Origin of the sequence: Acidovorax sp. A1169 (assembly GCF_030704685.1) — a bacterium.
GTDB lineage: Bacteria > Pseudomonadota > Gammaproteobacteria > Burkholderiales > Burkholderiaceae_C > Acidovorax.
In genome coordinates this window covers 168,448-190,072 of record NZ_JAUZDX010000001.1, presented here as the reverse complement: position 1 = coordinate 190,072, position 21,625 = coordinate 168,448, and the positions used below count along the sequence as shown (strand labels likewise).

Sequence of the window (21,625 nt, the reverse complement as noted above, 5' to 3'; positions counted from 1 at the left end):
CATATTCACGTTCCGGGGGAAGCGAGCGATGCTATCGACCGGCGGGGCACTGCGCCAGATGCAGCGCAACACTGCGTTGCGATTGAGCACCGGTGGCCAGCCATTTCAAGCCACCACGCGCTGCGGGTTGTTGGCATGGGTGGTCCAGTTGGCGTACTCGCCGGTCACGACCTTGCCCGTGCGCACATCCACCTCCCCAGGCTCCAGGCTGCGCAGGGTGATGCACTCGGGCACCGGGCAGATGGAGACGCACAGGTTGCAGCCCACGCACTCGGCATCGTTGACCTCGAACTTGCGCACGCCGCCTTCCTTGGTGAAGGTGATGGCCTGGTGCGAGGTGTCCTCGCAGACCACGTGGCAGCGGCCGCACTGGATGCAGGCGTCCTGGTTGATGACGGCCTTGTCGATGTGGTTGAGGTTGAGGTTCTTCCAGTCCTTGACGGTGGGCACGGCCTGGCCCTTAAAGTCTTCAATGGTCTTGTAGCCGCGCTCGTCCATGAAGTTGGACAGGCCGTCGCACATGTCCTGCACGATCTTGAAGCCGTAGACCATGGCGGCGGTGCACACCTGCACCGTGCCGCAGCCCAGCGCGATGTACTCGGCCGCGTCGCGCCAGGTGGTGATGCCGCCGATGCCGCTGATGGGCAGGCCCGCGGTCTGCGCGTCGCGCGCGATCTCGGCCACCATGTTCAGGGCGATGGGTTTGACGGCCGGGCCGCAGTAGCCGCCGTGCGATCCCCAGCCGTCGGTGCTGGGGCTCATGGTCATGCGGTCCAGGTCCACGCCCATGATGGAGTTGATGGTGTTGATCAGCGACACCGCATCGGCCCCACCGGCCTTGGCCGCGCGCGCCGGCTGGCGCACGTCGGTGATGTTGGGCGTGAGCTTGACGATCACCGGCAGGCGGCTGTAGTGCTTGCACCAGGCCGTCACCATCTGGATGTACTCGGGCACCTGGCCCACGGCGGCGCCCATGCCGCGCTCGCTCATGCCGTGCGGGCAGCCGAAGTTCAGTTCGATGCCATCGGCCCCAGTGTCCTCGACCAGCGGCAGAATGTTCTTCCAGCTCTGCTCCTCGCAGGGCACCATGAGCGAGACGATCATGGCGCGGTCAGGCCAGTTGCGCTTGACGCGCTTGATCTCTTCGAGGTTGGTGTGCAGCGGCCGGTCGGTGATGAGCTCGATGTTGTTCAGCCCGATCACGTGCCGGTCCTGCGACATCAGCGTGGCGTAGCGCGGCCCGTTGACGTTGACGACCGAGGGGTCCTCGCCCAGGGTCTTCCAGACCACGCCACCCCAGCCGGCCTCGAAGGCGCGGGTGACGTTGACTTCCTTGTCGGTCGGCGGCGCTGAGGCCAGCCAGAAGGGGTTGGGGCTGCTGATGCCCAGGAAATTGCTGCGGATGTCGGCCATGGTGTGGTGCTCCGGTGTAGGGATGGTTGCGCAGTGGCGCGGGCTCAGGCGCCTTGCAGCGCGGCGTGGATGGACACGGCTGCCACCTTGCCGTGCTCCACGGCCTCCACGGTCAGGTCGCGCCCGCCGGCCCGGCAGTCGCCGCCGGCCCACACCCGGGCCAGGCTGGTGCGGCCGTCCGCGTCGGTAGCGATGCGACCGCCGGTGAGGGCGATGGCCTGGCCCACGGGCTCGGGCACATAGGTCTGGCCAATGGCCTTGAGCACCATGTCGGCCGGGATCACGAAGTTCTCACCGGTTTCAATGAGCCGGCCGCCTTCCAGGGCCGTGGCGGCAAAGCGCACGCCGGTCACAGCGCCATCGGCACTGAGCACCTCCTTGGGCGCAGCGAAGTGGCGGATGGTGACGCCGTTGGTCTGCGCCCACTCCTGCTCGACGTGCGAGGCGGACATGCTCTCGGCCCCGCGGCGGTAGGCAATCGTCACCTCTTCGGCACCCAGCTTGCGCGACTGCACCGCGGCATCCACCGCCGTCATGCCGCCGCCGATGACCACCACGCTGCGGCCCACGGGCAGGGTGGACAGGTCGCTGGTCTGGCGCAGCTCGGCAATGAAGTCCACGGCATTGCGCACACCGGTGGCCGTGGGCTCGGCGATGCCCAGAGCGTTCACGCCCGACAGGCCCACGCCTAGGAACACTGCATCATGGCTGGCCAGCAGGCTGTCGAGGGTCATGTCGCGGCCCAGCAGTTGGCGCGTGCGCACCTCGATACCGCCCACCGACAGCAGCCACTCGACCTCCTTCTGGGCGAAGTTGCCGGTGGTCTTGTAGCTGGCCAGCCCGTACTCGTTGAGGCCGCCGAGCTTGGGGCGGGCGTCGAACAGCACGACGTCGTGGCCGCGTACCGCCAGTCCGTGGGCGCAGGCCAGGCCTGCGGGCCCGGCACCGACCACGGCAACGCGCTTGCCGGTGGGCGCGGCACGCTGGAACAGCGGGGCACCGGGCTTGGCGAAGAAGGCGTCGGTCGCGTAGCGCTGCAGCGAGCCGATCTCGACCGGCTTGTCCTCATTGGTGTTGCGCACGCAGGCCTGTTCGCACAGCACCTCGGTGGGGCAGACGCGGGCGCACATGCCGCCCAGGGGGTTCGCCTCCAGGATGGCGCGGGCGGCGCCGCGGTTGTTGTCTTGCGCGATTCGGTGGATGAAGGAGGGGATGTCGATGCCCGTGGGGCAGGCCGTGGCGCAAGGTGCGTCGTGGCAGTAGTAGCAGCGCTCGGCCTCGATCAGCGCCTGCGGGCGGGTCAAGGGCGGGTGGGCGTCGCCAAAGCGGGTGGCGTAGTCGGCCAGGTTCAGGCGTGCGGCATGAATGCCGCAGGCGTGGCTTGCGGGTGTGTCCATCAGATTTCCTCCGGCAGGGTCAGGGTGGGGGCGGGGGCGCTGCACGCCGGCAACGCAGCGGCGTAGCCCGATCCGCACGGACGGCGGCAGGGGGCTGCGCAAACAGTGCATGCACAAGGGCATGCAGCCGCAAATTCCGGAGGTTTCATCGTGGGCCTCGCTAGGGGTTGCAGGTGCCCGGTGCTTTGGCTGCACCGGTGCCCTGCTGTCGTTGAATTTACCAACCAGTAAAAATTTACCAATAAGTAAAATCCCTACAGCAAGCCGCATGCCAGGCTTTTGCCAGCCACATTGACACACAATGGTGCAATGACCGACGCCCGACAGCCCTCCCCCGCCCCCACCCGGCGGCGCCCGGAAGCCCTCAGCCCCCCGACGGCCGCCCCTGCCGCGGAGACCGCCGCCAAGGCGCCCACCGCGTCGCGCCTGCTCAAGGAGCAGGGCATACTGACCGAGGCGGAAAACCATTTCGCGCAGTTCGGCTTCGAGGGCGCCTCTCTTGAGAGCATCGCGGCGGCCATCGGCATCAGCCGGCACAACCTGCTGTACTACTTTCCGAACAAGGAAGCGCTGTACCAGCGCGTGCTGGACGACGTGCTGACCCAATGGCTGGCCGGGATGGAAGACCTGTCGCACAGCGACGACCCGCAGCAGGCGCTGCGCCGCTACATCCGCGCCAAGCTGCGCTACTCGCGCGAGCGCCCCAATGGTGCAAAGGTATTCACCAAAGAGGTGATTGCCGGTGCACCACGCTATGGCAAGGCCATCGCCGCGCGGGTGGGGCCGCTGCTCAAGGCCGAGGTGCGCACCTTCGAGCGCTGGGCGCGCGAGGGCCGCATCGCGCGCGTGAACTTCACGCACCTGATGTTCATCATCTGGTCGGTGACCCAGGCCTATGCCGAGCAGGAGGCGCAGTTCGCGCTGCTGCTGGGCAAGCCCGCGCTGACCGAACGCGACTACGGCAAGGCCGAGGAGCTGATCTGCCGCATGGTGATCAAGGCACTGGAGCCTGACGCGGCGCTGGACAACCCGCCCGGGGCGGACTGAAGGACGGCATCAAGCGGCCTGTGCCACGTAGCGGGCCAGGCGTTCGCGGTCGAGCAGTTCGACCACGCGGTAGCCCACGCGCAGCATCCCCTCCTCTTCCCACTGCTTGAGCTGGCGGTTGATGCTCTGGCGCGAGACGCCGAGCATGAAGGCCAGATCCTCCTGCGACACGGCCAGCACCACCGTGGTGGATTCCGCGCTGGCGGGCCGGCTGTCCAGCGTCACGAGCCGGTGCGCCAGCCGCACGGACAGCGGCTGCAGAATGGCGTCGTCGATCCAGGCCAGGGCCTGGCGCAGCCGCAGGCACACCAGCCGCGTGAAGGCCATGTGCAGCGCCGGCTGCGTGGCGATCAGGTGGTGGAAATCTGCCGCCTGGACCACGGCCACCTCCGACGGCTCGACGGCGCAGGTGTCGTACACGCGCTGCTGGCCCACGAACAGCGAGACCTCGCCGAACCAGTGGCCCGGCTCCAGCACGGCGATGACGGCCTCGCGCCCGTCCGGCGCGGCCACGCTCACGCGCAGGGCGCCCTGCACCATGCCGAACAGCGCGTCGGGCGCCGAGCCCTTGAGGAACAGCGAGTCGCCGCGCTGCAGCTGCCGGCGGTGCGCCACCTGCAGCAGGGCGTCCTGCACCTCCTTCGGCAAGCGCAATCGCTCGTCGGCGCGGTGCCCGAGGTGGGCCGGAAGGTCGGTATCGGGTGCCGGTTCGGACTGGGAAGGCATGGCGTGCGCTCGGGGCGAGGTGGCTGGCGGCAGCCATTGTGTGGGCAAGGGGGGTAACCATGGCGACGCGCAGCGGACATCCCCGGGTTTGTACCAACCCCCAATTGCCAACACCGGACAGTCTCGCCGGGGCGGCCTGCGGATAGTGGACCGGTGCGCGGCAAGCCCCTCGGGTCGCCGCACTACTTGAACCGCCATCGACCTGAAGGACGCCCCCATGACCACCCCCACCACCGAACGCAATGCCCGCCGCGAGAAGACCGTGCTCGACCACTTCGCCGACGAGACCCGCCAGGATTTCGACGCCGTGCTCGGCACCTTCCCCCACCCGCACTACGAGCTGATCCCCACCGGCGAGGTGCACGACGGCAACGAGGACGTGCGCCGCTACTACACCGCCACGCGCCAGGCATTCCCAGACCAGCGGCACGAAATCATCGAGCTGCGGCATGCCGGTGACTCGGTCATCGTGGAGTTCTGGCTGCTGGGCACGCACGAGGGGCCGCTCGCTGCCCTGCCCGCCACGGGCAACACCTTCCGCTGCCGGATGATCGCGCTGTTCATCTTCGACGAGGCCGAAAACCTGGTCTGCGAGCGCGTGTACTTCGACACGCTGACCATGCTGCGCCAGCTGCTGGTGGGCGTGCCGCCGGCCGCGCTGCCCGGCATCATCGGCTCGCTGCTGGGCGGGCAGGCGGCCACCTCCGGCAAAGCACCGGTGCCCGAACAGGCCACGGCATGATGGGACGCCTGCAGGGCCACCACGCGGTGGTGACCGGCGGGGCCCAGGGCATCGGCCTGGCGATTGCGCGCCGCTTCCTGCACGAGAGCGCGAGCGTCTCGCTCTGGGACATCAGCGACCGCCAGTTGCAGGCCGCAGCGCAGGCGCTGGACGCGCCGGGCCGCGTGTTCACCGCCGCCGCCGACGTGCGCGATGAGACCGCCATATTGGCCGCCGCCCAGGCCAGCGCCGTAGCACTGGGCGCGGCCACCGTGCTCGTGAACAACGCCGGCGTGCTGGGCCCGCTGGTCCCCACCTGGGAGCACAGCGCGGCCCAGTGGCGTGAGGTGCTCGACATCAATCTCACGGGCGCCTTCCTGTGCTGCCGCGCGCTGGTGCCGCAGATGCTGGCCGACTTGGCCAGTCAGCGCGCACCCGCGCTCGGGCGGCGCGTGGTCAACATCGCCTCGGTCGCGGGCAAGGAGGGCAATGGCCTGAATGCTGCGTATTCGGCCTCCAAGGCCGGGCTGATCGCGCTGACCAAGTCGCTGGGCAAGGAGCTGGCCACCGCAGGCGTGCTGGTGAACTGCATCACCCCGTCGGCTGCCGAGACCGGCGTGTTCGACGGCGTTCCCGAAGAACACCGCGCCCAGTTGCACCAGGCCCTGCTGTCGCGCGTGCCCATGGCCCGCTTCGTCGAACCAGCCGAGGTGGCCGCCATGGCGGCCTGGCTGGCGTCAGCCGATTGCTCGTTCAGCACTGGGGCGGTCTTCGACATATCGGGCGGCCGCTCTTTGTATTGAGGAGACCCCATGAACATGATGACCGAACCCCTCTCGCCGGCCAGTCTGCTGCAGCCGGTGGCCGACTTCGACGGCGCACGCAGCGCCCCCACGCCGCAGGACCGACTGCGCGCGCTGCGCCGCGCGGGCGAGCAATTCCGCGAGCGCTTTCTCGGCGAACCGGCCGTGCGCTATGCGCGCAGCTTCGACCTGCTGCGCATCCCCTACCCGGCCTGGTACGCCTTCAACGGCGTGTATTCGCAGCAGTTGCTCAAGCCGCTCATGGTGCACCTGCTGGCGCGCACGGTGCTCGTGCAGTTCGAGGACTTTGAGGGGCAACTCAGAAACCTGCTGTTCACCCCCGCCGATTTCGAGACCGGCAGCGAGACGCCCTATTTCAAGCGCCTGAGCGAGCAGACCCCGAAGTTTCTGCACGGCGTGATCGCGCCGGTGCACGGCACGGTGCTGCAGGCCCTGGCCTCGGTGGGCGTGGCACCGGAGCAGATCGACTTCATCACCTACGACCATCTGCACACCCAGAACCTGCGCCGCTGGCTGGGCACGGGCAGCGAGCGCGGCCTGCTGCCCAACGCGCGCCTGCTGGTGCACCGCCAGGAGCTGGCCAGCGTGGCGGGCCTGTTGCCCACGCAGGCCGACTGGTACTGCCCCGAGGGGTTGCAAGGCGTGGCGCCCGAACGCATCGTGCCCTTCGACGGCAGCGTGCAACTGGGGCGCGGCATTGCACTGGTGCACACGCCGGGACACACCGAGGGCAACCACTCGCTGGTGTACCGCACGGGCGACGGTATCCGCGTGAGCAGCGAGAACGGCGTCAGCGCCGACAGCTGGGCGCCCGAGGCCTCGCGCCACAACGGCATACGCCGCTATGCGAAGGCCACCGGCTCCGAGGTGATCCTGAACGGCAACACGCAGGAGGGCAGCGTCGACCAGTACCTGTCGATGGTGCTGGAGAAGACCATCGCCGGCATGTCGGCCACGCACGGTTTCAGCAACGTGGTGCCGTCCAGCGAGTGCTCGCCGCACTGGCTGTTTCCGGGGGCGCCGACCAGCCACCTGTGGGGTGCCACCACGTCCGGCGCGCTGCAGCAGATCACCTGATCCGGCGCGCTGATTTCCCCCACATAAAACACACAACACGAGACAAACGCCATGAACTCCCCCGCCGCCCTCTTTCCCGCCGAGGCGGGCGCCTCGCCAACGCCCGCAACCGCCACCGACGACGCCACCTACCGCCAGATCGCCTGGCGCTTGATCCCGGTGCTGTTCGCGTGCTACGTGTTCAATTACCTGGACCGCACCAACATCGGCTATGCCCAGCTGCAGATGAAGAGCGACCTGGGCTTCAGCGACGCGGTGTTCGGTCTGGGGGCGGGCATCTTCTTCATCGGCTATGCGCTGTTCGAGATACCGAGCAACATGCTGCTGGCGCGCGTGGGCTTTCGGCTCACGCTGCTGCGCATCATGGGGCTGTGGGGCCTGGCCTCGGCCGCCACGCTGTGGGTGGCCACGCCGGCGCAGTTCTATGTGCTGCGCTTCCTGGTGGGGGTGTTCGAGGCGGGCTTTGCACCCGGCGTGCTGTTCTACCTCACGCTGTGGTTTCCCTCGCAGCGCCGGGCCAAGGTCACTGCGCTGTTCTTCATGGCCTACGGCGCGGCGCCCATCGTCGCCGGGCCGCTGGCGGGCGTGACCATGACCTACCTGGATGGATTGCTGTCGCTGCAAGGCTGGCAGTGGCTGTTCATCGTGGAGGGCCTGCCCTGCGTGCTGCTGGCCGTGCTCGCCTACCGCCTGCTTGACGACGGGCCGCAGGCCGCCCGCTGGCTCACGCCCGCGCAAAAGCGCCAGGTGCAGGACGACCTGGCGCGCGACCAGGCCGCCAGCGGCGCGGATGCGCGCAGCAGCTTCGGCAGCGCCTTGCGCAACGGGCAGGTGTGGCTGCTGGGCTTCGTCTCCTTCCTGGTGATCCTGGGCATCTACGCCATGTCGTTCTGGCAGCCCACCATGCTGCAGTCCATGGGCCTGTCGGTCATGCAGATCGGCCTGTACTCGGTGGTGCCGGCAGTCACGGGCATCGTGGCCACGCTGCTCATCGCCGGGCATTCCGACCGACGGCAGGAGCGGCGCTGGCACTTCGCGGTGACGGCCTGCATCGGCGCGGCGGGCCTGTCGCTCACCACCCTGTTCATGCACAGCCCGGTGGCCGCAGTGGCGTGCCTGTCGCTGGCCTCCATCGGCATCTCCAGCGCCTTCGCCATCCTCTGGGCCGTGCCCGGCAGCCTGCTGAGCCGCAACGCTGCGGCGATGGGCATCTCCCTCATCACCACCCTCGGCGGCACGGCCGGCGTGGTGGCGCCGGTGATGGTGGGCGCCATCAAGACGGCGACCGGCGGCTTCACGCTCAGCCTGTACCTGCTGAGCGGCGCCCTGGTGCTGGCGGCGGTGCTGATGGTGCTGGCCGTGGGGCGCGGGCGGCCGGCGACGCGCTGACTGCCCTGGACTACCCTGGACCGCCCTGTGGGGTGGGACAAATTGCCCCACCCCCACCCGCGCACAGGGGCCCGGGACGATAATGCGGCCATGCACGCGCTGCGCACCTCGTCACTGCTGGCCCGCCTGATCCTGGCGTGGTTCGTGTTGACCGTGGGCGCGGCCATCGCGTCGCCCATCGTCCACCCCCAGGCCCTGCAGGTGGTCTGCACCACGGGCAGCAGCGTCAAGCTGGTGGTGATGGGCGAAGATGGCGGCGCCACCGAACTGGGGCAGCACACCCTCGACTGCGCCATGTGCCTGGGCGCCAGTGCACCGCCGCCACCCGCGCAGCAGCATGCACAGCGCCATGAGCCCCTGGCGCACGCGCTCGCGCCCACTGTGGCTGCCACCATCGCCGCCATCGTTGGCGCCCCCCTGCCCGCCCGCGGGCCACCGACCTCCCTCGCCTGACACCTGCGCTGCTGCATGCCCACCAAGGGCATGCGCGTGCTTTGAGCGGTAGCCACCGCGCCTTGACGGCGCCGGTGCGCGCCCCGGCGGCAGCCCGCCGTCCGATCCTCCGATACGAGCCCCATGAACACCCCATCGACACCACCACGCCTGGCCGCTGCCGCAGCGCCGGGCCCCTACCACCACCGCCGCGGCCTGCTGGCCCTGGCGCTCGCGCCCCTGCTGGCTGCGACGCTCGCGGGCTGCAAAAAGGCCCCTGTGGCCTACAAGGGCATGGACATCACCGGCGCCGAGTACGCCCGCGATTTCCAGCTCAAGGATGCCCAGGGCCAGGTGCGCACGCTGGCCGACTACCGCGGCAAGGCGGTGATGCTGTTCTTCGGCTTCACGCAGTGCCCCGACGTGTGCCCCACGGCCCTCGCCCGCGCAACCGAGGTCCGCCGCCTGCTCGGCGACGACGGCCAGCGGCTGCAGGTGGTCTTCATCACCATCGACCCCGAGCGCGACAACCCGACCGTGCTGGGCGCCTACACGCAGGTGTTCGACGAGAGCTTCGTCGGCCTGTATGGCGACCTGGAGCAGACCGCCGCGACGGCCAGGGAGTTCAAGGTCTACTACAAGAAAGTGCCCACGGGCGCCTCCTACACCATGGACCACTCCGCGTTCAGCTATGTCTTCGACCCGCAAGGCAAGCCTCGCCTGGTGCTGCGCCACGAACAAAGCGCCAAGGACTGCGCCGACGACCTGCGCCAGTTGCTCCAGCAATCCGCCTGAACCCCATTCCACCCAAGGAGATTTTTCATGCCTTTCATCCACCGATCGCTCCTGGCCGCCGCTGCCATCGCCGCATTGCCCTTCGCAGCCCAGGCCCAGGTCACCGTCAAAGACGCCTGGGTGCGCGCCACCGTGCCCCAGCAGCAGGCCACGGGTGCCTTCATGCAGATCCAGGCCGCCAAGGACAGCAAACTGGTGTCTGCCAGCTCCCCGCTCACGAACGCCGTCGAGGTCCACGAGATGGCCATGCAGGACAACGTGATGCGCATGCGCCAGGTGCCCGCCGTCGAATTGCCCGCCGGCAAGGCGGTGGACCTCAAACCAGGCGGCTACCACGTGATGCTGATGAACCTCAGGCAGCAGGTGAAGGAAGGCGACACCGTGCCGATCACCCTGGTCTTCGAGGGCAAGGACGGCAAGCGCGAATCGGTGCAAGTCCAGGCGCCCGTGCGCCCACTCAACGCGACGGCTGCACCAGCGGCCCACGGTGCGCACAAGCACTGAACGCCATGGCGCAGCGGGCCCCGGGTCCGCCGCCGTTCCGGTACGGATTTGCATCCCATCGGACCGTCCGGCGGAAAGCCGCTGACGGCACTTTCCGCAGCCCCGCCAGGCGAACTCACGCGCGTGCCGCTCAGTTCAGCGTGTGCACGACCTTGTAGCGGCCTGCACGGACCATTTCCGCAGCGGCCGAGGCATCGTCTCCCACGCCGTAGCCCACCACCAGTTGAACGCCCTCCAGCCCGCTGAAGTTCAGGCCCGAAGCAATGCGCACGGGCACCGTGCGGGGCAGCGGGCCGCCCAGGTAGGCCGGCACGGCGCCGCCGGTGTAGGGCGTCCAGCCGTTCGGGCCGAGGAACAGCAAGATCGACCCCGCGAGCGCGGCCACGTAGACGCGGCCCGTCTTGCCGCGGTGCAGTGTGGAGACCGTGGCGCCCACGTCCACCGTCACATTGCTCAGGGGGCCGGTCTGCCCGCCGGCAAAGGTGCCGGCGGCGTCACCCACCCGACCGGCATCGAATGGGGCGCCGTTGCCCTGCATCACGCGAACGGCTGTGGTGGACTTGTCGGTACCGCCCAGGTTGCTGGTCTTGCCCCAGACCCAGACGCTGCCGTCCACGCCGATGGCAGCGGAATTGGCCGAACCGGCTGCAGCGGCCACCACGGGCGGCAGGCCCGCGACGCGGGCGATCTTGGGCGCTTCTCTGGAAGGATTCACCAAGGTGCCATCACCCAGCTGTCCAGCGCTGTTGACGCCGCAGGCATGCACGGCGCCATCGGCATCGACGAACAAGGTGTGGCCGTCGCCCGGCTCGATCTGCTGAATGCGCGACAGGCCCTGGATGGGCGAGATGTCGATCACCGCATACTGCGAGTTGAGTACACCCGGTTGACCGCAGAAGGGGGCATTGGTCAAGGCCTGACCCCAGGCCACCACAGTCCCGTCGTTCTTGAGCGCATAGTACTGGCCGGAGATGTTGATGGAGGTCGAGGCCACGGCCTGCACGGTGCCCAGGGCGTCGATCACGACCGGCGCCGTGGCGGTGCCGGCAACAGGGGCCAGAGCCCTGTTGCCGTTGGATCCCCAGGCAACCACCTTGCCGTCCTGGCGCAGCGCGAGCACGGCCGCGTCCGATGCGCTCACCGCCACAGCGCCCTGCGCGCCGGCCACCAGGCGGGGCACGGGGTTGCCGCCGCCACTGGTCTGGCCGGACCCCAGTTGCGCCGTGCTGTTGCTGCCCCACGCGAAGACCTGGCCAGACATGTCGGTGGCAAAAGCCGCCGCCGTGTTGGTCCCGGCATTGATGCTGACGATGTTCGACAGGCCGTTGATCTGCACCGGCACGCTGGTGCCACTGCCGCCGGTGCGGCCACCGGAGTTGTCGCCCCAGGCCCAGACGGTGCCATCGGCCTTGAGCGCCATCGAGAACGAGCCCCGTGCCACCACCTGGACCACGTTCTGCAGCGTGGGGATCTGCGTGGGCGACGTGCGGGTGCTGGAATTGCCAAGGCCCAGTTGCCCGCCATTGCCGTAACCCCACGACCAGACCGTGCCGTCGGCGCGCAACACGAGGGCGTGGTCGTAGCCCATGGAGATGGCGGGCTGCACAGCGTGGGCAGAAGTCATCGCGAAAGCACAGCACAGGGCAGCAGCACCCAGGGCAACGGCGGTGCTCATAGGCTTTTTTGTCATCAGATGTTTCATCGGTTCCCTCAAAAAATAAAAATGAAAGCTTGGCTGGAGCCTTGGCGCCTGATCGCGTTGGGTGGAAAAGCCGTACCGCAACCTCCGGGAGCCGGACCGTGGCGGGATGCGCCCCATGTGGCCCATCAGCCAGCCAGCGGCGCCAGGGGCGCGCAACGGCAAGCCGCAATGCGATGGCGACGAGCGTCAAGACAGCGCAAGGTACCCATGAATGGCTTCCTGCGCCCCACCCCGGCGGGGTGAGGGATTTCCCTGCTCCTGCGCAAAAATGGGATGGATCGGCCCGGCCCCTTGCAAGCCATTGGCACAACTGGAAGCGTGTTTGGCACCCTTCCAATCACCCCATGTCTTGAAACGGCAACAAATGCCCGTATCATTAGCACTCACCGCAATGGAGTGCTAACACTCCATTGCTGGATGGAGTTTGGTAGCGCCTGGCCCTGTTCAAGCGCTTCGTACTGTCGGTAATTTTTTGACCCAGGAGCAATGCAATGAATCTTCGCCCCCTGCACGATCGCGTGATCGTCAAGCGTATCGAAAGCGAAACCACGACCGCCTCCGGCATCGTGATCCCCGACAACGCCGCTGAAAAGCCCGATCAAGGTGAAGTGCTGGCCGTCGGCCCCGGCAAGAAGAACGACAAGGGCGAACTGCTCGCCCTGAACGTGAAGGTCGGCGACCGCGTTCTGTTCGGCAAGTACTCGGGCCAGACCGTCAAGATCAAGGGCGACGAGCTGCTGGTCATGAAGGAAGACGACCTGTTCGCAGTGGTGGAGAAGTAAAGCTACTGCGCAGGCGCCATGCGTCGTTGCGCGGTGCTCGCAATCCTCACGTACAGGAAGTACGTTCCGGTTGCTGTGCTCCGTGCGCCTAGCTTGGCACCTGCTCGCTACGCTTTCCCCTCTCCCCCAAGACAGTCGTAATTGATTCAGTTAATTTTCAGGAGCTCCAAATGGCAGCAAAAGACGTAGTTTTCGGCGGCGAAGCCCGCGCACGCATGGTTGAAGGCGTGAACATCCTGGCCAACGCGGTCAAGGTGACCCTGGGCCCCAAGGGCCGCAATGTGGTGCTGGAGCGCTCGTTCGGCGCCCCTACCGTGACCAAGGACGGTGTGTCCGTGGCCAAGGAAATCGAACTCAAGGACAAGCTGCAGAACATGGGCGCCCAGCTCGTGAAGGAAGTGGCCTCCAAGACCAGCGACAACGCTGGTGACGGCACCACCACCGCCACCGTGCTGGCCCAGGCCATCGTGCGCGAAGGCTTCAAGTACGTGGCCGCCGGCATCAATCCGATGGACCTGAAGCGCGGTATCGACAAGGCCGTGACGGCCCTGGTGGAAGAGCTGAAGAAGGCTTCCAAGCCCACCACCACCTCCAAGGAAATCGCCCAGGTCGGTTCGATCTCGGCCAACTCCGACGAAACCATCGGCAAGCTGATCGCTGACGCCATGGACAAGGTTGGCAAGGAAGGCGTGATCACCGTGGAAGACGGCAAGTCCCTCGACTCCGAACTGGACGTCGTGGAAGGCATGCAGTTCGACCGTGGCTACCTGTCGCCCTACTTCATCAACAACCCAGAAAAGCAATCCGCCATTCTGGACAACCCCTTCGTGCTGCTGTTCGACAAGAAGATCAGCAACATCCGCGACCTGCTGCCCACGCTGGAGCAAGTGGCCAAGGCCGGCCGTCCTCTGCTGATCGTGGCAGAAGAAGTCGAAGGCGAAGCCCTGGCGACGCTGGTGGTCAACACCATCCGCGGCATCCTGAAGGTCGTGGCTGTGAAGGCTCCTGGCTTCGGCGATCGCCGCAAGGCCATGCTGGAAGACATCGCCATCCTGACGGGCGGCAAGGTCATCGCTGAAGAAGTGGGCCTGACCCTCGAGAAGGTGACCCTGGCCGACCTGGGCCAGGCCAAGCGCATCGAAGTGGGCAAGGAAAACACCATCATCATCGACGGCGCTGGCGCTGCTGGTGACATCGAAGCCCGCGTCAAGCAAGTGCGCGTGCAGATCGAGGAAGCCACGTCCGACTACGACCGCGAAAAGCTGCAGGAACGCGTGGCCAAGCTGGCCGGCGGTGTGGCCGTGATCAAGGTCGGCGCTGCCACCGAAGTCGAAATGAAGGAAAAGAAGGCCCGCGTGGAAGACGCACTGCACGCTACCCGTGCCGCGGTGGAAGAAGGCGTTGTGGCCGGTGGTGGCGTGGCCCTGCTGCGTGCCAAGCAAGCCGTGGGCGACCGCGTCAAGGGTGACAACGCTGACCAGGAAGCCGGTATCAAGCTGGTGCTCAAGGCCATCGAAGCGCCTCTGCGCGAAATCGTGAACAACGCCGGCGGCGAAGCCTCGGTGGTGGTGAACGCCGTGTTGGCCGGTTCGGGCAACTTCGGTTTCAACGCTGCCAACGACAGCTACGGCGACATGCTCGAACTGGGCATTCTGGACCCCACGAAGGTGACCCGCACGGCCCTGCAAAACGCTGCCTCCGTGGCATCGCTGCTGCTGACGACCGAGTGCATGGTTGCTGAAGCCCCCAAGGATGAAGCCGGTGCCGGCGGCATGCCCGACATGGGCGGCATGGGTGGCATGGGCGGCATGGGCATGTAATTGCCCGGCCCGGCGCGGTGACCCGTTCACTGCGCTGCCAACCAGCAAAAAGCCCGCAGGCCTTACGGTCTGCGGGCTTTTTTCATGGTGCGCGGTTCTGGTACCGCGCGCTGACATCCCTCATGCGGAATCGATCACTCTCCGCTGGGCTGCACCCACCAGTACAGCAGCACCAGGCCGCCGATGCCAGTCAGCGACAGCAGTTGCCACCAGCCCGAACGGCCAATGTCATGCAGCCGGCGGGCGCCAACGGCCAGTACGGGAAGCAACAGCGCCAGCGCCGCGATGGCGTAGGCGATCTCGCTGATGAAGGCGGTAACCAGCAACACCAGAATCTGGAACAGGGCGAACCACCAGAACTCGGAGCGTGGCGCCCGGCCGGTGAAGCCCGCGTACTGGCTGAAGCACGACTTGATAGCTTGCGCAAAATCCATGGAGAAGCCCTCTCTTGGTGAAATATTGAGTACTTGCTGATTGCGGAGCGAATGCCCCCGCTCCATGATAAGCGGCAAGGATGACCTCCCCCAAGCACGCCTCGGGCAGCGATCGAAACCGGCTTGCTTCAGCTGGCTTGCCGCAGCGCCTGCGTGGCCTGCGCCAGCTGCGTGATGCGCGCCCAGTCGCCCGAGCGCACGGCGTCGGCCGGCGTGAGCCAGGAGCCGCCCACGCAGCGCACGTTGGGCAGCGCCAGGTAATTGGGCGCCGTGGCGTTGGTGATGCCGCCCGTGGGGCAAAAACTCACCTGGCCGAACGGGCTGGCCCAGGATTTGAGCAGCGGGATGCCGCCCACGGCCTCGGCCGGGAACAGCTTGAGGAACTGGAAGCCATCGGCCAGCGCCTGCATGATCTCGCTGGAGGTGGCCACGCCCGGTAGCAGCGGCAGGTTCAGCCCCTTGCAGGCCGAACCCACGGCCGAGGTATAGCCCGGACTCACCGCAAAACGGGCGCCAGCCTCGCTGGCGCGGCGCGCATCCTCGGCATTGAGCACGGTGCCCACGCCGACCACGGCCTCGGGCAACTGGCGCGCGATGGCCTCGATGGCGGGCAGGCCTGCGGGCGTGCGCAGCGTGACTTCGAGCACCTTGACGCCGCCAGCGAGCAAGGCTTCGGCCAGCGGAATCGCATCTTCGACACGGTCGATCACGATAACCGGGATCACCGGGCCGTAGCTGGCGATATCGAGGGGGTTCAGGACGGGGGCATTCACAGCCATGTGCAGGCTCCTTGTTCAGCGCCGCCCGCATGGCGGCGAAAGTTGGCAAACAGTTCCCGCCCGAAGCCGGTGGCCACGGGCGCCTTGCATTCGTCGGGGGTGCGCGCGGCCCATTCGGCCTCGTCCACCAGCACGTCGAGCGTACCCGCCACGGCGTCCACGCGCAGCAGGTCGCCGTCGCGCACCTTGGCCAGCGGGCCACCGCCCAGCGCCTCCGGCGTGACGTGAATGGCGGCCGGCACCTTGCCCGAGGCACCGCTCATGCGGCCGTCGGTCACCAGCGCCACCTTGAAGCCCTGGTTCTGCAGCACGGCCAGCGGCGGCGTGAGCTTGTGCAGCTCGGGCATGCCATTGGCACGCGGGCCCTGGAAGCGCACCACGGCCACCATGTCCTGCTGCACCTCGCCCGCGCTGAAGGCCGCGAGCAGCTCTTCCTGCGAGTCGAACACGCGCGCCGGCGCCTCGATGATGTGGCGGTCTTCCGGCACGGCCGACACCTTGATCACGGCGCGGCCCAGGCGGCCCTGCAGCAGGCGCAGGCCGCCCGTGGGCGAAAACGGCTGGGCAACGGGTCGCAGCACCGCCTCGTCGCCCGAGGTGGCGGGCGCAGGCGCGCCCCCGGCCGCGATGCCGCCCTCGTTCACGCTCAGCACGTCGGGGTGCATGAGGCCGTTGGCCAGCAACTCGCGCAGGATCCAGGGCGGGCCGCCCGCTGCCTGGAACTGGTTCACGTCGGCATCCCCATTGGGGTAGACGCGGGCCAGCAGCGGCACGACGGAGGACAGGTCGTCGAAATCGGTCCAGTCGATCAGGATGCCGGCGCTGCGCGCGATCGCCACCCAGTGGATCAGGTGGTTGGTGGACCCGCCCGTGGCCAGCAGCGCGGCCATGGCGTTGACGATGCAGCGCTCGTCCACCACATGGCCGATGGGGGAGAAGCGCTTGCCGCGCTTGCCGATGTCGAGCACGGTGCGCATGGCCTGGCGCGTGAATTCCTCGCGCTCGCCCGTGCCGGGCGGGGTGAAGGCGGCATCGGGCACGTGCAGGCCCATGGCCTCCAGCAGCATCTGGTTGCTGTTGGCCGTGCCGTAGAAGGTGCAGGTGCCGGGGCTGTGGTACGCGGCCGATTCGGCCTTGAGCAGTTCGTCGCGGCCGACCAGGCCCTGCGCGTAGAGCTCGCGCACCTTGGCCTTGTCCTTGTTGGGCAGGCCCGAGCCCATGGGGCCGGCGGGCACGAACACGCAGGGCAGGTGCCCGTAGTGCAGCGCGCCGATCAGCAGGCCCGGCACGATCTTGTCGCACACCCCGAGCAGCAGCACGCCGTCGAACACATCATGGGACAGCGCTACCGCAGTGGCCATGGCAATGGCGTCGCGGGAGAACAGCGACAGCTCCATGCCGGGCGTGCCCTGCGTCACGCCATCGCACATGGCGGGCACTCCGCCGGCCACCTGGGCCATGGCGCCGTGGCGCGCGGCCTCGTCGCGCAGCAGCGCCGGGTAACTCTGGTAGGGCTGGTGGGCCGACAGCATGTCGTTGTAAGCCGTGACGATGCCGATGTTGGGCGCCTTCTCGACCGTGACCTTGAACTTTTCGGAGCCCGGCAGCGCCGCGTAGGCATGGGCCAGGTTGGCGCAGCCCATGCGGTCCTGCGGCGGCTTGCGCTGGACCATGGCGTCGACCGCGGCCAGGTAGGCGGCGCGGGTGTCCTTGCTGCGCTCGATGATGCGGGCCGTCACGCGCGCTACGACTGAATGCATGGGATGCTCCATCGGGGGTGGACTTGGATAGTGGGGAAAAAGAGATTACAGCTCCAACGGGAGCCTCTAGAATGTAACTCGATAACCACCCCGGATCAAGCCAATGTCCCTGCAGACCCTGCCTTTGCCCCCCTCGGAACTGGGCGAATCGCCGTTCTGGCATCCCCATGAAACATCCCTTTACTGGTGTGACATCCAAGGAAAGCGGGTGAACGCCTGGGCGCCGGCCAGCGGGCAACTGCGTACTTGGGACATGCCCTCCGAACCAGGTTGCTGTGCCCCTGTGGCAGGCAAGAAACTAGTAATCGGGTTACGGGACGGTTTTTACCTGCTCGACACCACCAGCAGCGCCCTCACCTGCCTGGCGCTGCTGCCCGGCGACGCACACGATACCCGGGTACTGCGCCTGAACGACGGCCGCTGCGACTCGGCGGGCCGGTTCTGGGCCGGCTCGGTCATCAGCCCGCGCACGGCACCCGATGCCGCGCTTTGGCGTCTGGAGGCGGCACCCGGCGGCTTTCGGGTACAGAAGATGGCGGGTGACAACTTCACCGCCAACGGCCTGGCCTTCAGCCCGGACGACCGCTGGCTCTACTGGTCGAACACGCCCGAGCACCGCATCGACCGCTTTGCGTTCGATACCGCCACCGGCAACATCGAAAGCCGTGCGCCGTGGGCGACCTTCCCGCCCAAGGTGGCGGGCGAGCCCTATGGCGGCCGCCCCGATGGCGCGGCCGTGGACGTGCAGGGCAACTACTGGGTGGCCATGTACGAGGGCGGCTGCGTGCTGCAGCTCTCGCCCACGGGCCAAGTGCTGCAGCGCATTGCCGTGCCCGTGCAGTGCCCCACCATGGTCTGCTTTGGCGGCGACGACCTGCGCACGCTGTACATCACCTCGGCGCGCGCCGGCCGGCCGCAAGCGGAGCTGGATGCGGCCATTCCGGCGGGCTCGCTGTTCAGCCTGCCCGTGGAGGTGCCGGGCCTGCCCGTGAACTTCTTCCAGGCCAGCGCGGCGATGTGACCAGGAGAAGGCGGCGTCAGGGCGCGCGCTGCGCCCCCAAGGCCAGCAGCACGTCGTAGCAGGCGCCCATGTTGTGGTAATCGACCTTGCCTGCGTTGCTCTTTTCGCGCGTGTGGTTGAGGTTGCGCCCGTCGAGGATGCGGAACCAGGCACCGTGCTCGTGGTCCACGAAGTGCTGCCAGCAGTAGGCCCAGATGCGCTCGTACCAATCCCAGTAGCGCTGTTCGCCGGTGTGCAAGGCCAGCACGGCTGCGGCGGCCATGCTCTCGGCCTGCACCCAGTGGTACCTGCCGTCGTCGCAGATGCTGCCGTCGGGCGCCATGCCGTAGACGATGCCGCCATGGGCGGTGTCCCAGCCCTTGTCCATCGCGGCGTCGAACAGGAAGCGGGCACACGGCAGGTGCCAGGGCGCGGGCGCCAGCGCATCGAGCTGCAGCAGCAGCTTGGCCCATTCGGTCTGGTGGCCGATCTGGTAGCCCCAGGGGCGAAAGATGTTGCTGCGGTCGTGGCGGTTGTAGTCCCAGTCCACCGACCAGTCGGCGCGGAAATGCTCCCACACCCAGCCACCGGCCAGCGCGGCCTGGCGCTGGCAGATGTTCTGCGCAAGCAACTCGGCGCGCTCGATGTAGCGCCGCTCGCCCGTGGCGCGGAAGGCCGAGATCATGGCCTCGCAGGCATGCATGTTGGCGTTCTGCCCGCGGTAGTCCGACAGTGCCCAGTCGCGCGTGGCCTCGTCGGCATACAGGCCCTCGGCCGGTTGCCAGAAATGCCGCTCGGCGGTGTCGAAGGCCTCGGCCAGCCACTCGCGGGCCTCGGGCACGCCCGCTTCGTGCGCCTGGGCATAGGCCAGCATCACGAAGGCCATGCCATAGCAATGGCGCGTGGCGTCGAGCAAGGTGGCGTGGCCGCCATGCCAGTCGATCAGCCAGGCATAGCCGCCGGTGGCCGGGTCGAGGAAGGCGGTGCGCAGAAACTGCAGCGCATGCTCCATACCGTGGCGGTAGCGCGCCTCGCCGGTGGTCTTGAACAGCATGGCGTGCGTGACCACGAAGCGCGTGGCGCTCACCAGGTGGCGCGTGCGCTCGTCGTAGACGGTGCCATCGTCGAGGAAGAAATGGTACATGCCGCCCCCCGCATCGGTGGCCACGGGCTCGTAGAACGCCATGGTCTGGCGGATGTGCGCGTGCAGGAATTCGGGCGAGCGGAAATCGGGCGGCTGCGGTGCAGTCATGGGCTTGTCTCCTCGTTGGGCCGCAGGGGTGCGGCCTGGGCGCCTCAAGGCGCCTCGTTGCGAAATGCGATGAGCGCGGCGCTGCGGCTCAGCCGCCGCGCAGGCGCGCCAGCAGCCCCGCGGTGGAGCCATCGAGCCCCGTGGCGTCGCCCGAAGCCAGACGGGATTCGAGGTCGCGCGCCAGCACCTTGCCCAGCTCCACGCCCCACTGGTCGAAGCTGTTGATGCCCCACAGGCTGCCGCTCACGAAGACGCGGTGTTCCTGCAGCGCGATCAGCGCACCCAGCGAGGCCGGGGTAAGCGAGTCGAGCAACAGAAAGGTGCTGGGCCGGTTGCCCGGGAAGTGGCGGTGCCCGTCCTCAAGGCTGGCCTTGCCCACCATCAGCGCCTGGGCCTGGGCCAGGGCGTTGGCAAGCAGCTTGTCCTGATGGCCCGGCAGCGGGTGCGCCGCCTGGCGCACGGCCACGATCTCCAGCGGCAGCACGTCGGTGCCCTGGTGCAGCATCTGGAAGAAAGCGTGCTGGCCGTTGGTGCCGGGCTCGCCCCACAGCACGGGCGAGGTGGCATAGGGCAGTTCCTGTCCATCAGCCCCCACGCGCTTGCCGTTGCTCTCCATCTCCAGCTGCTGCAGATAGGCCGGCAAGCGCCCCAGTGCCGCATGGTAGGGCGCAATGCAGCGGCTGGTGAAACCGTGGAAATTGCGGTACCAGAGGTCGAGCAGACCCAGGCGAACCGGCAGGTTGGCAGCCAGCGGCGTGGTGCGGAAATGCTCGTCCATGGCATGCGCGCCGGACAGCAGCTCACGGAAGCCGGCAGCACCGATGGCGATGGCGATGGGCAGGCCGATGGCCGACCACAGCGAATAGCGCCCGCCCACCCAGTCCCAGAAGCCGAAAGTGGTGGTGATGCCCAGGGCACCTGCCGCTTCCACGTTGGTGGTCAGCGCCGCGAAATGGCGTGCCACGTCGCTGCCGCCCTGTGCGCCGAACCACGCCAGCGCCGAGCGCGCATTGGCCATGGTCTCGGCCGTGGTGAAGGTCTTGGAGGCGATCAGGAACAGCGTGCTCTCCGCCTTGAGCCCCTGAAGCACGCCATGCAGCTCGTGCCCGTCCACATTGGAAACGAAATGCAGGCGCTTGCCCGCAGCGCGAAAGGCATCGAGCGCGAGCACCGCCATGTGCGGCCCCAGGTCCGAGCCGCCGATGCCGATGTTCACCACGTCGGTGATGGCGGCATCGCCGCGCACCTGCTCGGCGTATTGCAGCATGGCATCGAGCGTGCCATGCACCTCGGCCAGCTTGTCCGAGATATCGGGACCGTCACCGGGCAGCGCCAGGCCCTCAGGGCGGCGCAGCAGCGTGTGCAGCACGGCGCGGCCCTCGGTGTGGTTGATGGGTTGGCCCGCCAACATGGCATCGCGCTGCGCAGCGAGGCCGCAGGCCTCGGCCATGCCCAGCAACAGGGACTCGGTGGGCCGGTCCCACAGGTTCTTGGAGAGGTCGGCGAACACCTCGGGGGCGGCCTGACTGAAGTGCGAGAAACGCTCTCCATCCTCGGCGAAGGCCTGCCGAAGGTCCAGTGCGCGCCCTTGCGCCTGGAACAAGGCCTGCAGCGCGGGCCACTGGGGAGTCTGGTCACAACGGAGGGGCATGAGAGAGCTACCTGGACAGGAAAATGGAAAACGGCGAAATAGTAACTTGATTACCAAAAAAGGCTGGTACTTTTTTGTTGCAGACACAGCTTGGAACGCCAGTTGCTCTGCAGTCCTACA

The 21,625-nt window shown here is 67.7% G+C and carries 20 protein-coding genes; 11 read left to right on the top strand and 9 right to left on the bottom strand.

Annotated features, from left to right (window positions below):
- Positions 1–105: 105 nt before the first annotated feature.
- Positions 106–1,413, bottom strand: coding sequence for an NAD-dependent dihydropyrimidine dehydrogenase subunit PreA (preA, locus tag QYL93_RS00845; protein WP_305741890.1), 1,308 nt, complete (start codon positions 1,411–1,413; stop codon positions 106–108).
- A gap of 44 nt (positions 1,414–1,457) precedes the next feature.
- Positions 1,458–2,810: an NAD(P)-dependent oxidoreductase gene (locus QYL93_RS00840; RefSeq protein WP_305741889.1), complete on the bottom strand. Its 1,353-nt coding sequence runs from the start codon at positions 2,808–2,810 to the stop codon at positions 1,458–1,460.
- Between the two features lie 309 nt (positions 2,811–3,119).
- Between QYL93_RS00840 and QYL93_RS00835 the strand changes: the two genes are divergently transcribed.
- Positions 3,120–3,857 carry a TetR/AcrR family transcriptional regulator gene (locus QYL93_RS00835; RefSeq protein WP_305741888.1) on the top strand — a complete coding sequence of 246 codons (738 nt, stop codon included), beginning with the start codon at positions 3,120–3,122 and terminating at the stop codon, positions 3,855–3,857.
- Positions 3,858–3,866: 9 nt separating this feature from the next.
- On the opposite strand, the gene QYL93_RS00830 is transcribed toward QYL93_RS00835, so the two are convergent.
- The gene (locus QYL93_RS00830; RefSeq protein ID WP_305741887.1) at positions 3,867–4,583 is read right to left on the bottom strand and encodes a Crp/Fnr family transcriptional regulator; all 717 of its coding nucleotides are present in this window, start codon (positions 4,581–4,583) and stop codon (positions 3,867–3,869) included.
- A 217-nt stretch (positions 4,584–4,800) separates the two neighbouring features.
- On the opposite strand from QYL93_RS00830, the gene QYL93_RS00825 reads away from it, so the two are divergent.
- The 7 genes from QYL93_RS00825 (at position 4,801) to QYL93_RS00795 (ending at position 10,325) form a co-directional block, all read left to right on the top strand.
- Positions 4,801–5,325, top strand: a complete 525-nt coding sequence (locus tag QYL93_RS00825) for an ester cyclase (RefSeq protein ID WP_305741886.1) — start codon at positions 4,801–4,803, stop codon at positions 5,323–5,325.
- Positions 5,322–6,107, top strand: coding sequence for an SDR family NAD(P)-dependent oxidoreductase (locus QYL93_RS00820; RefSeq protein ID WP_305741885.1), 786 nt, complete (start codon positions 5,322–5,324; stop codon positions 6,105–6,107). The genes QYL93_RS00825 and QYL93_RS00820 overlap by 4 nt, the downstream gene beginning before the upstream one ends.
- A 9-nt stretch (positions 6,108–6,116) precedes the next feature.
- On the top strand, positions 6,117–7,205 hold the full coding sequence (locus QYL93_RS00815; protein ID WP_370876920.1) for a hypothetical protein: 1,089 nt from the start codon (positions 6,117–6,119) through the stop codon (positions 7,203–7,205).
- A gap of 51 nt (positions 7,206–7,256) precedes the next feature.
- Positions 7,257–8,594, top strand: coding sequence for an MFS transporter (locus QYL93_RS00810; protein WP_305741884.1), 1,338 nt, complete (start codon positions 7,257–7,259; stop codon positions 8,592–8,594).
- Positions 8,595–8,684: 90 nt separating this feature from the next.
- Positions 8,685–9,047, top strand: a complete 363-nt coding sequence (locus QYL93_RS00805) for a hypothetical protein (RefSeq protein WP_305741883.1) — start codon at positions 8,685–8,687, stop codon at positions 9,045–9,047.
- A gap of 123 nt (positions 9,048–9,170) precedes the next feature.
- Positions 9,171–9,821, top strand: coding sequence for an SCO family protein (locus QYL93_RS00800; RefSeq protein WP_305741882.1), 651 nt, complete (start codon positions 9,171–9,173; stop codon positions 9,819–9,821).
- 27 nt (positions 9,822–9,848) lie between these two features.
- Positions 9,849–10,325 carry a copper chaperone PCu(A)C gene (locus QYL93_RS00795; RefSeq protein WP_305741881.1) on the top strand — a complete coding sequence of 159 codons (477 nt, stop codon included), beginning with the start codon at positions 9,849–9,851 and terminating at the stop codon, positions 10,323–10,325.
- Positions 10,326–10,455: 130 nt separating this feature from the next.
- Here QYL93_RS00795 and QYL93_RS00790 read toward each other — a convergent pair whose 3' ends face one another.
- Positions 10,456–12,000 carry a hypothetical protein gene (locus QYL93_RS00790; protein ID WP_305741880.1) on the bottom strand — a complete coding sequence of 515 codons (1,545 nt, stop codon included), beginning with the start codon at positions 11,998–12,000 and terminating at the stop codon, positions 10,456–10,458.
- 518 nt (positions 12,001–12,518) lie between these two features.
- On the opposite strand from QYL93_RS00790, the gene QYL93_RS00785 reads away from it, so the two are divergent.
- Both QYL93_RS00785 and groL read left to right on the top strand, forming a co-directional pair.
- Positions 12,519–12,809, top strand: coding sequence for a co-chaperone GroES (locus QYL93_RS00785; protein ID WP_057200209.1), 291 nt, complete (start codon positions 12,519–12,521; stop codon positions 12,807–12,809).
- Positions 12,810–12,979: 170 nt separating this feature from the next.
- Positions 12,980–14,629 (top strand): chaperonin GroEL, encoded by a 1,650-nt coding sequence (groL, locus tag QYL93_RS00780; RefSeq protein WP_305741879.1) that lies wholly within the window; start codon positions 12,980–12,982, stop codon positions 14,627–14,629.
- Positions 14,630–14,763: 134 nt separating this feature from the next.
- On the opposite strand, the gene QYL93_RS00775 is transcribed toward groL, so the two are convergent.
- The 3 genes from QYL93_RS00775 to edd form a co-directional block, all read right to left on the bottom strand.
- The gene (locus QYL93_RS00775; RefSeq protein WP_305741878.1) at positions 14,764–15,063 is read right to left on the bottom strand and encodes a DUF805 domain-containing protein; all 300 of its coding nucleotides are present in this window, start codon (positions 15,061–15,063) and stop codon (positions 14,764–14,766) included.
- A 128-nt stretch (positions 15,064–15,191) separates the two neighbouring features.
- Positions 15,192–15,842: a bifunctional 4-hydroxy-2-oxoglutarate aldolase/2-dehydro-3-deoxy-phosphogluconate aldolase gene (locus QYL93_RS00770; RefSeq protein ID WP_305741877.1), complete on the bottom strand. Its 651-nt coding sequence runs from the start codon at positions 15,840–15,842 to the stop codon at positions 15,192–15,194.
- A complete protein-coding gene (gene edd / locus QYL93_RS00765) occupies positions 15,833–17,602 on the bottom strand; it encodes a phosphogluconate dehydratase (protein WP_305741876.1) in 1,770 nt (589 codons plus the stop codon). Before edd ends, QYL93_RS00770 begins: the two co-directional genes overlap by 10 nt.
- A 103-nt stretch (positions 17,603–17,705) precedes the next feature.
- Here edd and QYL93_RS00760 point away from each other — a divergent pair, with 103 nt between their 5' ends.
- On the top strand, positions 17,706–18,623 hold the full coding sequence (locus QYL93_RS00760; RefSeq protein ID WP_305741875.1) for an SMP-30/gluconolactonase/LRE family protein: 918 nt from the start codon (positions 17,706–17,708) through the stop codon (positions 18,621–18,623).
- A gap of 16 nt (positions 18,624–18,639) precedes the next feature.
- On the opposite strand, the gene QYL93_RS00755 is transcribed toward QYL93_RS00760, so the two are convergent.
- Both QYL93_RS00755 and pgi read right to left on the bottom strand, forming a co-directional pair.
- A complete protein-coding gene (locus QYL93_RS00755) occupies positions 18,640–19,854 on the bottom strand; it encodes an AGE family epimerase/isomerase (protein WP_305741874.1) in 1,215 nt (404 codons plus the stop codon).
- A gap of 88 nt (positions 19,855–19,942) precedes the next feature.
- Positions 19,943–21,505 (bottom strand): glucose-6-phosphate isomerase, encoded by a 1,563-nt coding sequence (gene pgi, locus QYL93_RS00750; RefSeq protein ID WP_305741873.1) that lies wholly within the window; start codon positions 21,503–21,505, stop codon positions 19,943–19,945.
- Between the last annotated feature and the right edge of the window lie 120 nt (positions 21,506–21,625).

Coding starts and splice junctions, on each gene's coding strand:
- pgi (WP_305741873.1), bottom strand. CDS start 21,505: ATGCCCCTCCGTTGTGACCAGACTCCCCAGTGGCCCGCGCTGCAGGCC.
- QYL93_RS00770 (WP_305741877.1), bottom strand. CDS start 15,842: ATGGCTGTGAATGCCCCCGTCCTGAACCCCCTCGATATCGCCAGCTAC.
- QYL93_RS00835 (WP_305741888.1), top strand. CDS start 3,120: ATGACCGACGCCCGACAGCCCTCCCCCGCCCCCACCCGGCGGCGCCCG.
- QYL93_RS00815 (WP_370876920.1), top strand. CDS start 6,117: ATGAACATGATGACCGAACCCCTCTCGCCGGCCAGTCTGCTGCAGCCG.
- QYL93_RS00785 (WP_057200209.1), top strand. CDS start 12,519: ATGAATCTTCGCCCCCTGCACGATCGCGTGATCGTCAAGCGTATCGAA.
- preA (WP_305741890.1), bottom strand. CDS start 1,413: ATGGCCGACATCCGCAGCAATTTCCTGGGCATCAGCAGCCCCAACCCC.
- QYL93_RS00795 (WP_305741881.1), top strand. CDS start 9,849: ATGCCTTTCATCCACCGATCGCTCCTGGCCGCCGCTGCCATCGCCGCA.
- QYL93_RS00775 (WP_305741878.1), bottom strand. CDS start 15,063: ATGGATTTTGCGCAAGCTATCAAGTCGTGCTTCAGCCAGTACGCGGGC.
- QYL93_RS00840 (WP_305741889.1), bottom strand. CDS start 2,810: ATGGACACACCCGCAAGCCACGCCTGCGGCATTCATGCCGCACGCCTG.
- edd (WP_305741876.1), bottom strand. CDS start 17,602: ATGCATTCAGTCGTAGCGCGCGTGACGGCCCGCATCATCGAGCGCAGC.
- QYL93_RS00805 (WP_305741883.1), top strand. CDS start 8,685: ATGCACGCGCTGCGCACCTCGTCACTGCTGGCCCGCCTGATCCTGGCG.
- groL (WP_305741879.1), top strand. CDS start 12,980: ATGGCAGCAAAAGACGTAGTTTTCGGCGGCGAAGCCCGCGCACGCATG.
- QYL93_RS00825 (WP_305741886.1), top strand. CDS start 4,801: ATGACCACCCCCACCACCGAACGCAATGCCCGCCGCGAGAAGACCGTG.
- QYL93_RS00790 (WP_305741880.1), bottom strand. CDS start 12,000: ATGAGCACCGCCGTTGCCCTGGGTGCTGCTGCCCTGTGCTGTGCTTTC.
- QYL93_RS00810 (WP_305741884.1), top strand. CDS start 7,257: ATGAACTCCCCCGCCGCCCTCTTTCCCGCCGAGGCGGGCGCCTCGCCA.
- QYL93_RS00800 (WP_305741882.1), top strand. CDS start 9,171: ATGAACACCCCATCGACACCACCACGCCTGGCCGCTGCCGCAGCGCCG.
- QYL93_RS00760 (WP_305741875.1), top strand. CDS start 17,706: ATGTCCCTGCAGACCCTGCCTTTGCCCCCCTCGGAACTGGGCGAATCG.
- QYL93_RS00830 (WP_305741887.1), bottom strand. CDS start 4,583: ATGCCTTCCCAGTCCGAACCGGCACCCGATACCGACCTTCCGGCCCAC.
- QYL93_RS00755 (WP_305741874.1), bottom strand. CDS start 19,854: ATGACTGCACCGCAGCCGCCCGATTTCCGCTCGCCCGAATTCCTGCAC.
- QYL93_RS00820 (WP_305741885.1), top strand. CDS start 5,322: ATGATGGGACGCCTGCAGGGCCACCACGCGGTGGTGACCGGCGGGGCC.